The organism is Limnobaculum zhutongyuii (assembly GCF_004295645.1).
GTDB lineage: Bacteria > Pseudomonadota > Gammaproteobacteria > Enterobacterales > Enterobacteriaceae > Limnobaculum > Limnobaculum zhutongyuii.
Genome location: NZ_CP034752.1, coordinates 427,055 through 441,739, shown reverse-complemented (window position 1 = coordinate 441,739; position 14,685 = coordinate 427,055). Strand labels below are relative to the sequence as shown.

The 14,685-nt window shown below is 45.7% G+C and carries 11 protein-coding genes and 2 tRNA genes; 2 read left to right on the top strand and 11 right to left on the bottom strand.

The window, feature by feature from the left end:
- Positions 1-32: 32 nt before the first annotated feature.
- The 6 genes from hfq to nnr form a co-directional block, all read right to left on the bottom strand.
- Positions 33-323 (bottom strand): RNA chaperone Hfq, encoded by a 291-nt coding sequence (gene hfq / locus EKN56_RS01630; protein WP_130590214.1) that lies wholly within the window; start codon positions 321-323, stop codon positions 33-35.
- A 154-nt stretch (positions 324-477) separates the two neighbouring features.
- Positions 478-1,404 (bottom strand): tRNA (adenosine(37)-N6)-dimethylallyltransferase MiaA, encoded by a 927-nt coding sequence (gene miaA / locus EKN56_RS01625; RefSeq protein ID WP_130590213.1) that lies wholly within the window; start codon positions 1,402-1,404, stop codon positions 478-480.
- Between the two features lie 4 nt (positions 1,405-1,408).
- The gene (gene mutL / locus EKN56_RS01620; RefSeq protein WP_130590212.1) at positions 1,409-3,400 is read right to left on the bottom strand and encodes a DNA mismatch repair endonuclease MutL; all 1,992 of its coding nucleotides are present in this window, start codon (positions 3,398-3,400) and stop codon (positions 1,409-1,411) included.
- Between the two features lie 27 nt (positions 3,401-3,427).
- Positions 3,428-5,188, bottom strand: coding sequence for an N-acetylmuramoyl-L-alanine amidase AmiB (gene amiB, locus EKN56_RS01615; RefSeq protein WP_130590211.1), 1,761 nt, complete (start codon positions 5,186-5,188; stop codon positions 3,428-3,430).
- A gap of 4 nt (positions 5,189-5,192) precedes the next feature.
- On the bottom strand, positions 5,193-5,681 hold the full coding sequence (gene tsaE / locus EKN56_RS01610; protein ID WP_130590210.1) for a tRNA (adenosine(37)-N6)-threonylcarbamoyltransferase complex ATPase subunit type 1 TsaE: 489 nt from the start codon (positions 5,679-5,681) through the stop codon (positions 5,193-5,195).
- A 25-nt stretch (positions 5,682-5,706) separates the two neighbouring features.
- Positions 5,707-7,209: a bifunctional ADP-dependent NAD(P)H-hydrate dehydratase/NAD(P)H-hydrate epimerase gene (gene nnr / locus EKN56_RS01605; RefSeq protein WP_130590209.1), complete on the bottom strand. Its 1,503-nt coding sequence runs from the start codon at positions 7,207-7,209 to the stop codon at positions 5,707-5,709.
- Here nnr and queG point away from each other — a divergent pair.
- Positions 7,208-8,347, top strand: coding sequence for a tRNA epoxyqueuosine(34) reductase QueG (gene queG, locus EKN56_RS01600; RefSeq protein WP_130590208.1), 1,140 nt, complete (start codon positions 7,208-7,210; stop codon positions 8,345-8,347). The genes nnr and queG overlap by 2 nt on opposite strands.
- Before the next feature lie 355 nt (positions 8,348-8,702).
- Here queG and EKN56_RS01595 read toward each other — a convergent pair whose 3' ends face one another.
- Genes EKN56_RS01595 through EKN56_RS01585 form a run of 3 tightly spaced genes read right to left on the bottom strand, consistent with a single transcriptional unit; the run spans position 8,703 to position 12,697 of the window.
- Positions 8,703-10,163, bottom strand: a complete 1,461-nt coding sequence (locus EKN56_RS01595; protein WP_130590207.1) for a coiled-coil domain-containing protein — start codon at positions 10,161-10,163, stop codon at positions 8,703-8,705.
- Positions 10,164-10,166: 3 nt separating this feature from the next.
- Positions 10,167-11,549 carry a DUF6384 family protein gene (locus tag EKN56_RS01590; RefSeq protein ID WP_130590206.1) on the bottom strand — a complete coding sequence of 461 codons (1,383 nt, stop codon included), beginning with the start codon at positions 11,547-11,549 and terminating at the stop codon, positions 10,167-10,169.
- Positions 11,546-12,697 (bottom strand): merozoite surface protein 3b, encoded by a 1,152-nt coding sequence (locus EKN56_RS01585; protein WP_246019926.1) that lies wholly within the window; start codon positions 12,695-12,697, stop codon positions 11,546-11,548. The genes EKN56_RS01590 and EKN56_RS01585 overlap by 4 nt, the downstream gene beginning before the upstream one ends.
- A 441-nt stretch (positions 12,698-13,138) precedes the next feature.
- Between EKN56_RS01585 and EKN56_RS01580 the strand changes: the two genes are divergently transcribed.
- Entirely contained in the window at positions 13,139-13,972 is an 834-nt protein-coding gene (locus EKN56_RS01580) for an alpha/beta fold hydrolase (protein WP_130590204.1), read from the top strand.
- A gap of 312 nt (positions 13,973-14,284) precedes the next feature.
- On the opposite strand, the gene EKN56_RS01575 is transcribed toward EKN56_RS01580, so the two are convergent.
- A tRNA-Gly gene (locus EKN56_RS01575) sits at positions 14,285-14,360 on the bottom strand.
- A 36-nt stretch (positions 14,361-14,396) separates the two neighbouring features.
- Positions 14,397-14,472: transfer RNA gene (locus tag EKN56_RS01570), tRNA-Gly, on the bottom strand.
- Between the last annotated feature and the right edge of the window lie 213 nt (positions 14,473-14,685).

Below are 14,685 nucleotides of genomic sequence, written 5' to 3'. Positions count from 1 at the left end.
CATGACTCCTCAAATAGAAATAACTGAGTAACTTATTCAGATACATCATCTTCCTGTTGTGACTGCATACCACCCTGGTAATTACCCACGCTTCCAGTTGGCGCATTGCTATGATGCGAAACTGGACGAGAAGGAACTACCGTAGAGATAGCGTGCTTATAAACCATTTGGCTAACCGTATTTTTCAACAGGATAACGAATTGATCGAAAGATTCGATTTGGCCTTGTAACTTAATACCGTTTACCAGATAAATAGAAACTGGAACACGTTCACGCCGCAGTGCGTTTAAAAACGGGTCTTGTAAAGATTGCCCCTTAGCCATTTTTCTTTTCCTTATCTCTTTGTATATATTTGTTGTTTGTTACCAAGAGCCAGAGGCCCTAAAATAAACTGCGTAAAAATGATACATTTCGTACAAAACAAAGCCATTGAGTACATTAAAGTATATAACCTATTAATTGTACACAATCATAAGCCTATACACTAATAGCACGTGTAACTCTTTCCATGGCATTTTTCAGTTGTTCACTATCTAACCAATCGACGTTTTCCCAACCGCGCAACCATGTCATTTGCCGTTTAGAAAGTTGCCGCGTTGCACAAATTCCCCGATAAACCATCTCATCGTGGTCTATCTCTCCATTCAGGTACATCCACATCTGCCTGTAACCCACGCAGCGCATGGAGGGAAGGTCAGTATGTAAGTCGCCACGAGCCATCAATTGTCGAACTTCACCTTCAAAACCCGCTGTAATCATCTGCTGAAAACGTGCTTCAATTCTCTGATGTAACAATTCTCGGGAAGATGGCGCTATAGCAAATTGGTGTACACGATATGGTAACGTTTCACCAGCAATTTGTGTCAACTCTGTTAAAGTTTTACCTGAAATGTAAAAAACTTCCAGTGCTCTGCTTAATCGTTGCGGGTCATTTTGATGAATTCTGGCTGCCGCTATCGGATCAATCTGTTGTAAGCGTTGGTGTAAAACCGCCCACCCCAGCTGCATTGCTTCACTTTCTATTCGTTCACGTACTTCAGGATCTGCTGAAGGCAAAGGCGATAATCCTTCCAGCAGTGCCTTAAAGTACAGCATGGTTCCACCCACCAACAGAGGAATACGCCCACGATTAACAATATCGGCCATCTCGGTTAACGCATCGGCACGAAAATCTGCGGCGGAATACGCTTCTGATGGATCGCGAATATCAATCAGTCGGTGTGGCGTCTCATCCAGTTCTTGCCGGGTTGGTTTGGCAGTACCAATATCCATACCACGATATATCAAAGCGGAGTCAACACTCACTACTTCAACAGGTAAATGTTTGTAAAGCTCTGCCGCTAAAGCTGTTTTTCCTGAAGCCGTTGGCCCCATAAGAAAGATAGCAGTAGGTAATGTATTCATATCGCTATTCACCCTGTAAAGCCTCCAGGGCGAGCTGCAGGTTAATTGGCTGTAGCATATTGGCCGGAGGATTTGCTATCAGCTCAGGGCATAAACGCTCCAGATCTGCCAATAGCTGTATGGCATGGGCCTGAGTCCACTGGGTATTCTCACTGGTAAGTTTACTCGCCAGCCAGTGAGTTAACATTTGCTTATCTACCGCCTCATTTTCCCCCAAGTAACGTAACAGCGCAGGCAGTAACTGCTGTAAATTCTGTTGGCGCAGAGGCAGAGGCACTCCGTGAACCTGAAGGCGGTTACGTTCAATCGAAAGATCGATACCAAAATGATTCAGTAGCGCTTTGTGATTAGTCATCCCCAGCTTCTCTTTATCACCCAGTGTTAATGCCAGTGGAATCAATAAAGGTTGCGGTTTAAGCGGTTCCGACGACAGTAGCAGTTGAGTCTGACGTAAATAATGTTCCGCTATCGGCAGCGATAATAAAGCCAGTACCGTGCCCCGTTCTACAATGGCATGGCAAGGCTGCCATACTGACAGCACGCGCCCAAAACTATGAGCCGCGCCTTTATCCAGCATTGAGGCGGGAATTGGCGATGTTGGCTGTGAGCGGGAAGTAAACTGCGGCATTTTCAGCGTGGTTGCCACATCCGGCAATGGCGCACTTTTTTCTGGAAACAATGATGGTTTAGCCGAGTCAGATGAAGTGTCTGATAAGTTATCATCCGAATTAGCATCGGTTTGCAACAGACGGCGATAAAGCTCGTTTTCACGGGCTACCAATGTCGGTGAGCGTGTAGCTCCCGGGGTATAAGGTGCGGGACTATTACCGCTACCCTGCCCTGAAGAAGACTTATCTCCCGCTGAACGCCTGGCTTCATTTGGCGAATTATTGCTGTCTGCCGGACGATTAAAACGATTCTCCCCGGCAGAGGCGCGATTTTCGGGCTGCCAGTTAACGTCGTCGGCTGAATTATCGCTCAGTGGCAAGGCCGGAGCACCGGACTGTTGCAAAACCGTAACCACTGCCTGATAGATAAAATCATGCACCAGTCGGGATTGATGGAACCTGACCTCATGTTTAGCCGGATGCACATTGACATCCACCTGATGTGGGTCAATCTCCAGATATAAAACATAAGCCGGGGACTGATCTTCAGCCAGTTGGGTCTGATATGCCTGACGTATCGCATGATTTAATAAACGATCGCGCATCATGCGGCCATTAACATAACAATATTGCATATCGGTCAGTGTACGAGCACCAACGGGATCGACAACCCACCCATCGATTTTCAGATCGCCGTGTTGCCATGAGATAGCCAGTGCATGTTGTAAAAACTGAGTACCGCAAATACTACCTAACCTACGCTCACGAGGCTCATTCTCTTTTATTGCCCGATACTGACGGATCATTTTGCCATTGTGCTGCAGGTTAATACTGACATCAAAACGTGCCAGTGCAATACGACGAATCACTTCATCAATATGGGTGAATTCTGTTTTTTCAGTACGTAAGAATTTGCGGCGTGCGGGAGTGTTATAAAACAGATCCAGGACTTCCAGCGTCGTTCCGACAGGGTGAGCGGCTGGCTTAAGCGTGACGTCCATATCCCTGCCTTCCGCATAAGCTTGCCAGGCTTCATTTTGTTCTGCGGTGCGGGAAGTCAGGGTTAAACGAGAAACGGAGCTGATACTGGCTAGCGCTTCACCACGAAATCCGAGGCTGATAATCGCTTCCAGATCGTCAAGAGTGGCAATTTTACTGGTTGCATGGCGAGCCAGTGCCAAAGCGAGTTCATCTTTGTTAATTCCACAGCCGTTATCTCGGATGCGGATAAGTTTAGCGCCGCCTTTCTCAATATCGATATCAATGCGAGTTGCTCCGGCATCCAGGCTGTTTTCAACCAGCTCTTTCACCACGGATGCCGGCCGCTCAACAACTTCTCCAGCGGCAATTTGGTTTGCTAACTGTGGTGGCAAAACCTGAATCGGCATGACAACTCCTGATAATAAACCCGATATTTATGAACTTGATATAGTCAGAACCTGCCCTAAACGAACTTCATCTGACGTCATTTTATTATGCTGCTTTAAATCTGCGATGCTAACGCCGTATTGACTACTGATACCTGACAGAGTATCACCCTGAACCACCTTATGCTTGCGGATATCAGTTGTCTTTTTAACAGATTTAGTCTCTTTTTTACCTACAGAAGCCGCTACCTGATTAGTTATGGGGGCCGTTGCCGGTACTTTCAAGCGCTGACCAACCCAAACTCCCGCTTTTTTCAATGAATTGAGTTCTGTCAGCATTTTGGTGGTTGAACCATAGCTTACTGCAATTTGTGATAAGGTTTCACCGCGTTTCACCACATGAACTGATGTTTTACCGCTATTTTCCTTATTTTTATTGCTTGCCAGTGCTTTGGTTTGCTCAGTTGGTGCTTTACCTTTCTGGATAGCACTGGTCTTTTTCACCGGAGTTGCTGAATCTAGTGGATGGGCCTGAAAATAACTGCGAATACCTTTATAGATAGCCTGTGCCAGTTTATTCTGGAAATCTGCACTACCTAATAAACGCTCTTCACCGGTATTCGAAATAAATCCTGTTTCTACCAGCAAAGAAGGAATATCTGGCGAGCGCAATACGCCTAAACTGGCGTGTTCCGGACTGCGTTTATGCAATGAACCAATACGTCTCATTTCAGTCAAGACTTTCACCGCCACGTCATAGCCCACGCGTTGCGAATGACCAAATTGTAAATCCAGCACTGCCTGACTTAAATAGGGGTTATCTTCGCTGTTTGCCAATACATCTCCTGCGCCACCCAGTAACTCAGATTGCTTTTCATGCTGTTCCAGCCAGCGCCCCAGTTCTGTATTAGCCCGGCGATTAGATAACACCCAAACGGAAGCACCTGTCGCATTGCGGTTAGGTGCCGCATCCGCATGAATAGAAACCAGCAGATGGGCATTTTTATTACGAGCTACGTCGGAACGCCCCATAACAGAAATAAAGTAGTCACCATCGCGGGTTAATACCGCTTTGTAGTCAGGATCGTTATCCAACAGCGCCTTTAGCTTACGGGCAACGGAAAGCGTAACCGTCTTTTCCTGCAGCCCATTTAAACCAACCGCTCCGGAATCTTTTCCACCGTGGCCGGCATCGATAGCAATCACAATCTTTTCACCACTACTATTTCTAACCCGGGCAGGACGACTCTCGGTTTTAACAATCACATCATCTTGTGGTGCCATGGCATCACCAGAGAAAGGATTACGCCCGGTAGTAGCGGTTGAAGTTTTAGACTGGTTAGTTTTAGTGGTAGACGTTTTAGCAGGAGTAGCCTTATTGCTGGTATTGGTCGCCGCTGTTTTTGGTACCGCCTGTTTTTCAGCCTGAATAGTAAACACCACCCAATATTGAGCACCCTGCTTACTGGAACTGGCTTTTACCGTGGCATTCTGTTTGAGTTCAAAAACCAGCTGAATACTGTTGTTGTCTTTTGGGGTACCAGAGCTAATGCGATTCACAATATTTTGACCGCTAAACTTCAGCGGTAATCCCTGAACGGCACGCCCACTTTGACGCACATCGATCAACACTCGGGCCGGGTTTTTCTGGCTGGAATAGGCATATATTGGCTGGCTATCAAACGCCAGCGTCACTTTGGCCTGCGAAGCACTGTTATTCACCTGTACGTCAATTAAAGAGGCTGCTCCGGCAGGCCAGGCGATCACCAACCACACCAGAGTGAGTAATTCAATCCAGATTTTTTTCATTATGCTACTTTCCCTGTAAACCAGACTGGTGAATATCATTAAGACGCGCCAGCATCAGCTCACCTTGTGCGGTCCCCGCTGACAATACCACCTGTCGACCGTCATCATGATAACTGAAGTGTAACTCCAGATCTGGCTGAGGAAACATACCGCTCCCTCGTTGTGGCCATTCAACCAGACACAGACTGTCTGATTGGAAGTAGTCGCGGATCCCCATAAACTCAAGTTCTTCCGGATCGGCCAGGCGATATAAATCAAAGTGATAAACATTGAAATTGCCTAAGTCATAAGGCTCTACCAATGTATAAGTAGGACTTTTTACGTTCCCCTGATGGCCTAAAGCCTGTAGGAAACCACGGCTAAAGGTAGTTTTTCCTGCACCAAGATCGCCCTGTAAAAAAATCACACCTGATTTATCACAGGCACCCGCCAGTGCGGCACCTAAAGCAACCGTAGCTGCTTCGTCGGCTAATGTTAAAACCAATTCTTTCATGTATTCCTGAATATCATTCAATTAATCAAGGGTTCACCAGCTTTGGAATTTCCCGCAGTAAATCCGTTGCTATCATACCTCTTTCCCCCTGTCGCCATGCGACAATATCTGCTGCACCGCCGTGAATAACACAGCCAGCACAGGCAGCATCAAACGGAGAAAGACCCTGTCCGGACAGGCTGGCAATGATACCTGATAACACGTCACCCATGCCGCCAGATGCCATACCCGCATTACCTACGTCGGCAACGGCCAGATGAAGGTTTTCGTCAGCAATAACCGTTCCCGCACCTTTCAGTACTACTACACCACCATAACGTTCAGCCAGCTTCTGAGCTGAAAGTAAGCGGTCGCTTTCAATCTGTTGAATATTACACTGCAAAAGCCGGGCGGCTTCCCCTGGATGGGGCGTAATGATGCGATTTTGCCGTTTATCGGGACTGATTGCCAGCAAGTTAAGCGCATCAGCATCCCAAAGCATTATCTTTTCACTGGCACTCACCTGCTTTATGGCTGCTTTAGCCCATTCAGAGGTACCTAATCCCGGTCCTATCGCGATGACATCAGCCCAGGCGATACCGGCATCCAGACTCTCTTCCGTCAGTTCCTGAACCATCAACTCAGGGCGAGCGGCTAAAACAGGCGCAATATGCTCCGCACGGGTCAATACTCTCACCAATCCTGAACCGGTACGTAACCCAGCTTCTGCCGCCATTCGTATAGCACCACCGGTTCCAATCTCTCCGCCAATCACCAACAGCTTGCCATGGTCGCCTTTATGGGAACAGGGACTACGGGGCTTAATCCACCGTTGAAGATCGGTAACGGTAAGACGTTGAATCGGGGCCTTTTGTTCCCTGATCCAGTCAGATAATCCTAAAGCATCATAATACAGCGCTCCGGTAACGTTTCTGGCTTGTCCGGTTAGCAATCCTGATTTTAGTGCAACAAAAGTTAATGTTTGACTGGCCTGAATAACTGCCCCATTTGCCGAGCCGGTATTAGCATTCAAACCGGAAGGAACATCCAGCGCAACAATAGGAGCAGGATACTGATTGGCTCGATGAATTAAAGTGGAGTAAGGCTCCCACGGTTCAGACTGAATTCCGGTACCTAATAAACCATCGATAATTAGATCGTAATTCTCTGGCCATGCCGCATTCTCTGGCAATACAGAACCATAATTATTGCTCCAGTTATCCCTCGCCTGACGCGCTTCCGGCGGCAATGTGTGCATATCGCCACAGCCAACCAAAGCCACCTCAATACCATATTGTCTGGCATAGCGCCCAATAACATAACCATCGCCACCGTTATTGCCGTGCCCGCATAATATTAACCAGCGCCGGGCATCGGGATAAAGTTTACGACATAAAAGAAATGCCGCTTCACCTGCCCGTTCCATCAGTTGATAGAGAGAAACACCAACGTGCCTGGCACCTGACTTTTCATTTTCACGTACCCAGTCGGCGCTGAAGACAGAATGTGGTAAACTTATGCTGTTCCGTTTCTGCTGATGGTCTGTCATGTCACATCCTCTCGATTTCAATCTATTAGCCCAACATATCAAGCAATGGGGGCAAGCACTAGGTTTTCAACAGGTTGGTATCTGCGACACTGACCTGACGCTGGAAGAACCTCGATTGCAAGCCTGGCTTGATAAACAATACCATGGCGATATGGCGTGGATGGCTCGCTATGGCATGATGCGGGCCAGACCTCATGAACTGGAACCCGGAACGCTGCGCGTTATCAGCGTACGTATGAACTACCTTCCCCCCCATGCATCGTTCGCAAAATCGCTTGCCGATCCGAATATTGGTTACATCAGCCGATACGCGTTAGGCCGCGATTATCATAAAGTATTACGCCAACGATTAAAAAAGCTGGGAGAGAAAATTCAGCAACATTGCGAAAATTTACATTTCCGCCCTTTTGTCGATTCCGCACCTATTATGGAACGGCCTTTAGCGGCTAAAGCAGGAATTGGCTGGACAGGTAAGCACTCACTCATTATTAACCGCGAAGCGGGCTCCTGGTTTTTCCTTGGGGAATTACTGGTTGATCTCCCGCTCCCCATTGACCAGCCGGTAGCTGAAGAATGTGGGCGCTGTATCGCTTGCATGACCTTATGCCCCACCGGTGCCATTGTTGAGCCCTATACGGTAGATGCCCGACGCTGCGTCTCTTATTTAACTATCGAACTGGAAGGCGTCATTCCTGAAGAATTACGTCCGTTGATGGGGAATCGAATATATGGTTGTGACGATTGCCAATTGGGATGCCCATGGAATCGGATAGCACCGCTTACTGAAGAACAAGATTTTCTTCCCCGACCAACGTTGCACCACTCGTCGCTTTTAGAACTATATGCCTGGGATGAGGCTACTTTTCTATCTAAAACCGAGGGTTCTCCTGTTCGCAGAATTGGTCACATGCGGTGGCTAAGAAATATCAGCGTTGCGCTGGGAAATGCACCTTATCAGCCTGAAATTATTGAAGCTTTAAAACAGAGAAAAGGCCTCTACCCGATTGTTGATGAACATATAGAGTGGGCACTTGCTCGCCAATGGGAAAAGCGGGAACAACAAGGTACAGAGGTGCTGGCACCGAAACAGTTAAGGCTTATTCGTTCCGTAGAAAAAGGATTACCCAGAGATGCATAATCCACCTCATAAGAGGGAGAAAAAAGCATAATATAAAACTCCAGTGGTTTGTGCATAAAAAAATCAAAAGGCTTTATCTATCAATCGCGAAAAAAACGTCAAGCGATCAAAACAACAATTTTAAAATTAAAAATCCTTTTAATTTCAACTTATAAAGTTTCTGAAATTTTTAGCTCATTAAGTAATAATCTTATCCCCTGATGGAATAAATCTGTGGATAACTCTGTTGACAATAATGAAAAGGCGTATAAATAAAGACTCACAGAGGTATTTAAAATACCTCTGCAAATAACGAAGAAAAGAGCACTAATAATATTAAAACTAAAAAATAGAATTATTCGCTACCGGCTTTAAATTAAAAACTGTCAGTAGTCGTAAATTTACCGCCACCGCTTGAGGAAGAAGAACTAAAACTCCCACCACCGGATGAAGAGGAGGAACTATATCCTCCACTCCGGGATGAAGACGAGCGACTGGAACTGCTTCGGGAAGACGATGAACGGCTGGAACTCGAGCTGGATGTAGACCAAAAACCCCCGGAAGAACTTGAGCTGGAACTTGAACTCGAGCTGTAGCTGGAAGAACTGGAACTATTATTGCTCGGCACATACCGGACGCTTTTTAATATTTCTAACAGATGGCGGGAACCAAAATCACCGCTAAAAATTGAAACTAAAATAGTTTCGATTTGATTCATACCAATATCATAGTGGTATTTACTACGATTCAAGTCGCTATTAATAAAACTCTGCGCCATTGCATGAATACGATCGTATTCCGTACCAACCCTTACCCATTCCGGATAGAGGGTAGCAATATCATTCTCAAACGAAGCAATACTATTTTTCGTTGCCAGTACTCTTTTTAATAATTCATCATCTAAAGATGATTCTGTTTTTAAGGTCAATGTATTTAATCTATCAAGCGGCAGTGTTTGCATAACCTCAGCAATCTTAGCGGTAACAGATTCAAATAATACCCCGTCCCCGGTGATATTTTTGCGCAGCTCTTCATGCAGCTTTTTAATATTAATGTGGCCTTCATCAAGCACTTTTTCTAACCGGGCCAACTGCTGATTGACCTCCGCCAGACCTACGTTTTGTGCAGCACCGGCAATCATCGTATCGCGTTCAGCAGATAGCGCTTCAAGTCGCTGATTCATCGTCAGTTGACGTTTAGCGATTTCCTGTTTCATCGCATGTAGCATATTGTAATTACGGAAATTACGTGGGAAATCAATCTGACGAGCCAGCCAGTTATCAAGATTACGGAAGATCCACTTTCCCCGATAATCAGGCTGGCCGAACTTACGCTGGATTAAATAATGAAACGAAGCGTTTGAATCATATTCAGTCAACTTGTTATCCGCTTCTTCCTGTATTTGATGACTCAGTTCATCAATTGATAATGCCTCATTATCAACCTGGGTATATTTATTATTCAGGGAGACAAAGGCCGGATCTTGCGACAGCAGGTCGTCACGACGTTTTTCTAACTCTTCGGCTTCCGCCGTTAGCTGGTTATAGTTCTGCTGATCCTTTTCTGCTTTTTGTTTTAACGAACTTAACCGATTATTTAAATCCGCTATCTGGCTTTTCAGTTGGTCTATCAATTGATTGATCTGGTTAATATCCTGAACGTTAGGACTCTCCAGCAGCAGCACTTTAGCCATTTGCTGGTAGATACTCATCAGTTCTCTTTTTAACTCCACGATCTTTTCGCGACTGAACATAATATTGGTATTCAGTTCACGAGATCGTCTTTCCAGCTCAACCTCATGGTTATAGATAAGGTTTGATACTTCAGAAGCTTTCATAACTTACCACTCCATGATGATTTTGCCGTTACTGGAACGAGCATAGCTGAAATTCAGCGAACCAACCGGTTTTCTGCCCGCCAGATTACTTTGAATATGGCCGTCATCCATCTTATCTTTTCTGACTTTCAGATATTCACTTTGCGGTACTTGTAGCCCAAAGATGGTCACCTGTCGGAGTTTGCCGGTTTCAGAATCCGTCAGCCACAGCGGGAAAGGTCTCCCTTGCGGAGTCAATGCTTCGACCACCACATACCAAGTTTTACCGCCACTATCGTCATAGGTTCTTTCCACGCCAGACTTTTCACCAACGCGATCAACAATAGTTAAAGTCAGATTGGTCTGAGCTAGCTGCTTCAAATACTCTAACTGTTGCAGCGCTTCTTTAGCCTGCGCAACACGGAACAGGCTCAGGTCGTTCTGAATTGCATCCGCATAGCCTTTAACCGTCTCTTTATCCTGCTGGGATTTAACCAAGCTATTCAATGAACTCACTACACTATCGGCCTGCAATGCGAGCTTATGGATATCGAGTGCATCTCTGTAGCTGGTTTCCAGTGAAGTGATATCAGCGCCGAGAGTAGGTGTGTTATTAGCCACTGCATAGGTTGCGGTATCAAACGCTTTACGAACCGGCTGATATTTTTGATACAGCTGTTCGAAACTCTTAGCATCAGCAACCTGCTGAATACGCCCGTCATTAGTTGCTACCGATTGATAACGGGTTAGCGTATCGCCCAATGAGCGATAGTCTTTCTCCATCATCTGGTAAATAGCCACCAGATACTCTTTTTGATCCAACAGGGCAGGACGAGAAGATTCGCTCAGATTCAGCGTACGATCGAAAGCAACCTGCTTCTCGCGCAGCTGTGCTATCAGCTTAATCCCCTCGTCTTTCAAAGACTGGCCTTGCGATGTAGCATAGCGCAATGGTTTCTGACTTAGCGAATCAAACTCACGCTGATAACCAGCGATGCTCTTAATAAGCTGCACTTCAGCTTCTTGCTGTTTAACAATCGAATCTTTTACTACCCGAGTCATCATATAACCGGCGCTGAAATAGACGCCCAGCGCAATTAATACAGCGATAAATAGGTAAACAAAGATTCGACGCTTAAGGTAAAGCTTAGCCAGCAGGCGCTGATGCCATGCAGGCTTAATCATTTGAAAACGCAGTCGATCGGAGAACCATTCATTTACGCCCTGTTCTATCAGTTCGTCCTGAATGTTCATGCCTCTCGACTGGTAATACTCTTTGATTTTTTCGGCAATTTTACGGCGTAGCCCGGCAGGATTAAGTTGCTCTTCTAACGCAATCTGCTGCTGATAGAGGTCATCAATAATCGCCATTGCACCTAACTGATCGCTAAGCTTTACTTCACTCATTCAACGGCAGCCTTCAGCACAATTTCAGAGAAACGACGTTTTCCGTCTTCTACGATATTTTCCAGCTCTTTAGCATTGTTGGTTGACTCAACCCGCAGCTCTTCAATTAGCTTATGGCTGGATTCCTGATAGCTGGTAATCGCATTAACCAGCGAGCGAATAGATTCCGCTTTAATAGTAGAACCGTAACCCGCGCGCAGCCCTGCTTCCAGATGCTTGTTACCGGCTTCAGCAATAGTTTCCAGACCTTTGTTGATGCCTTCTTTCATAGCTTCCAGCGTTTTAGTGCTTTCAGACAGGCCGCTTAATGATGTCATCGAGGCTGACAGTGCAGTAAATACGATTTCATTAGTAGAGAAAAACACGACGCTCTGGCGATAAACTCGCTCTTTTACTGATGAAGTTTGCTGTAAACGGGCAAATACTGCTTCCGCAGAGTTATAAGCCACCAGTAAGTTTTCAGTCAGATCTTTTACGATCTGGTAGCGCTCATCTTCTTTTTGCATCAATCGCAGTGCTTCATCGCGGCTTAGCTCTAAACGAGCCAGTTCAGCGGCATCAGTGGTAGTTGCACTCTCTCTGGCATCATGGGCTGCCTGAAGCTGAGTCTTGCACTGTTCCAGACTCTTTTCCGCCAATGTCAGTAGTTCCTGAGCGTCAATCTGCGCCTGTTTTAAACCGAAACGGAAATCCTGATAGGCATCCAGAATGGTACGTTCACGGCTGATTTGCTCAGATGAGGCTTTGGCAACCTCCATATAGGTTTCTTTGATCTTATTGAAACGATCGGGAATTGAACCTCTGACTAATACCATCCAGCCATTCTTCACCCGTTCAACCAGATCCAGCTTACCGTCATCCAGCCAGGTCACCATATTTTGAGCATCATTACGAATCGAATCGAATGCTGCCACAATTGTGCCCTGACGGTTAGCGATATCCATACCCATAATGTTGTCACGCACGATAGCGTTGAAGCTGCTTTGTTGTTGTAGAGTACGGGCAATGGCAACTACACGATTATTATCAAGGTTAGAAATAGCATCCAACAGTGTCATGACCGGTGCTTCAGGCTCTCCGGCAACAATAATGCCAAGTTGTTTAAGTTTTTGAACTGCGCGGTCAGTATATGAAACGATAGAATTCATCAGGTTATCCTTGCTTTAGTGCGATATAAGTACGCTAACAGAGTGTGTTTTTCTGACTGCTCCCCGAAGTATCCCTTTCAGTACATTATCGGAGCTGGTTCCCCAGCATAGTGTCAGCAATCTGATCTGCCGGATGTTATACCATTCCTGAACTTCTATGCCAATAAAAGAGTAAACACCAGAAACAACAAATTCATTATTAATCATTTAGTTATGATTATATATCGGCATGGCATATCTGAATGTTTTCTTTGGAAAGCGTTGTATTTCGATAAATCGATTCACCTCTCCTTTTTGTACTAGTCTTAATAGTTGGGAGGAAAATCACTTAATTTTCCTCCTGCAGGAAATGATTGAGCATAAAAACTCAATGTCATTAGCATCTCTAATATCATGATTTTGAAAGTCAATCTTTAGCAAAGACGTATAAGGAACGAAAAGATGTCAACAACAAATACGATTAAGCTCAAAGATGGAACGACGCTGTACTATAAGGATTGGGGTTATGGTCAACCTGTAGTATTCAGTCATGGCTGGCCACTCTCTTCTGACGCCTTCGAAGATCAAATGTTGTTTCTCGCCTCCCATGATTACCGGGTAATAGCTCACGACCGCCGGGGACACGGGCGCTCTTCGCAGCCATGGGGAGGCCACAATATGGATCAATATGCAGACGATCTGGCTGAATTAACTAAAGCGCTGGATTTACGTGATGCCATACATGTAGGGCATTCAACCGGGGGTGGTGAAGTTGCCCGTTATATAGGGCGTCATGGTACTCAAAGAGTATCAAAAGCGGTATTAATTGGTGCCGTTCCCCCCATTATGTTGAAAACCGACTTCAATCCGGCGGGACTTCCCAAAGAAGTGTTTGATGGTATCCGTAAAGGCGTCCATGACGACCGTTCGCAGTTCTTTAAAGACCTGTCTGAAACCTTCTATGGTTTCAATCGTTCTGATTCAAAACCTTCGCAGGGCCTGCGCGACAGCTTCTGGCTACAAGGGATGTCTGGTTCTATTAAAGCACTTTATGACTGCGTAAAAGCCTTTTCTGAAACCGATCAGCGGGAAGATCTCAAGAAGATGACCATCCCGACACTGGTCATTTATGGTGATGACGATCAGATTGTGCCACCAAAAAGCTCCAGTGAAGCGGCAATCAAGTTGCTGCCAGACCCGCACGTTAAAGTGTATAAAGGTGCATCACACGGCCTTTGCAGCACGCACAAAGACCAGATTAATAAAGATTTACTGGAGTTTATCAGAGGGAAGTAACATTCCTTATTAATTGATAACGAAAGAATTATAGCCCCGGAACACTGGGGCTTTTATTTAGAACTGGCTGTCACTCTCTGACCGACTTGCTACGTTGCCTTTACGTTTAGTGAATAACATCCCGACGCTACCAATTATCAAACCACCTGTTGAGGTTGCGGGATGTAAGATGACTATGGTCTGACACAAGCGTTCCCACAAGGATCCTGCGAATCAATGGCTAAAAGAATATATTGCAAATTCGGTATGACGAAACATCAACAGAGATTGTTGGGAGCGTAGTAAAAAAGTAGGATCGTACGAAGAAAAATTTGGAGCGGGAAACGAGACTCGAACTCGCGACCCCGACCTTGGCAAGGTCGTGCTCTACCAACTGAGCTATTCCCGCATTAGAGAGGTAAATCTGATGCTGTTATCTGAAATTTGGAGCGGGAAACGAGACTCGAACTCGCGACCCCGACCTTGGCAAGGTCGTGCTCTACCAACTGAGCTATTCCCGCATCTCAATGCAGATAACTCCTTACGCAAGATAACTTGTTGTTATAACGCTATGATTATAAAAACAAAATAACTACACCCTGCGTTTGGATGCGCTGCATTATGTACTAAACTCATAACGCTGGCAAGACTTTTAACGAAAATTTTTACTGGTCAAAATAACCGCAAAGCCAACTGTAGCAACCAATGCAGACGATTTTTTCACCAATTGACCA

Bases quoted from the DNA above. Each gene is read 5' to 3' on its own strand.
- hfq (WP_130590214.1), bottom strand. From the start codon at position 323: ATGGCTAAGGGGCAATCTTTACAAGACCCGTTTTTAAACGCACTGCGG.
- miaA (WP_130590213.1), bottom strand. From the start codon at position 1,404: ATGAATACATTACCTACTGCTATCTTTCTTATGGGGCCAACGGCTTCA.
- mutL (WP_130590212.1), bottom strand. From the start codon at position 3,400: ATGCCGATTCAGGTTTTGCCACCACAGTTAGCAAACCAAATTGCCGCT.
- amiB (WP_130590211.1), bottom strand. From the start codon at position 5,188: ATGAAAAAAATCTGGATTGAATTACTCACTCTGGTGTGGTTGGTGATC.
- tsaE (WP_130590210.1), bottom strand. From the start codon at position 5,681: ATGAAAGAATTGGTTTTAACATTAGCCGACGAAGCAGCTACGGTTGCT.
- queG (WP_130590208.1), top strand. From the start codon at position 7,208: ATGTCACATCCTCTCGATTTCAATCTATTAGCCCAACATATCAAGCAA.
- nnr (WP_130590209.1), bottom strand. From the start codon at position 7,209: ATGACAGACCATCAGCAGAAACGGAACAGCATAAGTTTACCACATTCT.
- EKN56_RS01595 (WP_130590207.1), bottom strand. From the start codon at position 10,163: ATGAAAGCTTCTGAAGTATCAAACCTTATCTATAACCATGAGGTTGAG.
- EKN56_RS01590 (WP_130590206.1), bottom strand. From the start codon at position 11,549: ATGAGTGAAGTAAAGCTTAGCGATCAGTTAGGTGCAATGGCGATTATT.
- EKN56_RS01585 (WP_246019926.1), bottom strand. From the start codon at position 12,697: ATGAATTCTATCGTTTCATATACTGACCGCGCAGTTCAAAAACTTAAA.
- EKN56_RS01580 (WP_130590204.1), top strand. From the start codon at position 13,139: ATGTCAACAACAAATACGATTAAGCTCAAAGATGGAACGACGCTGTAC.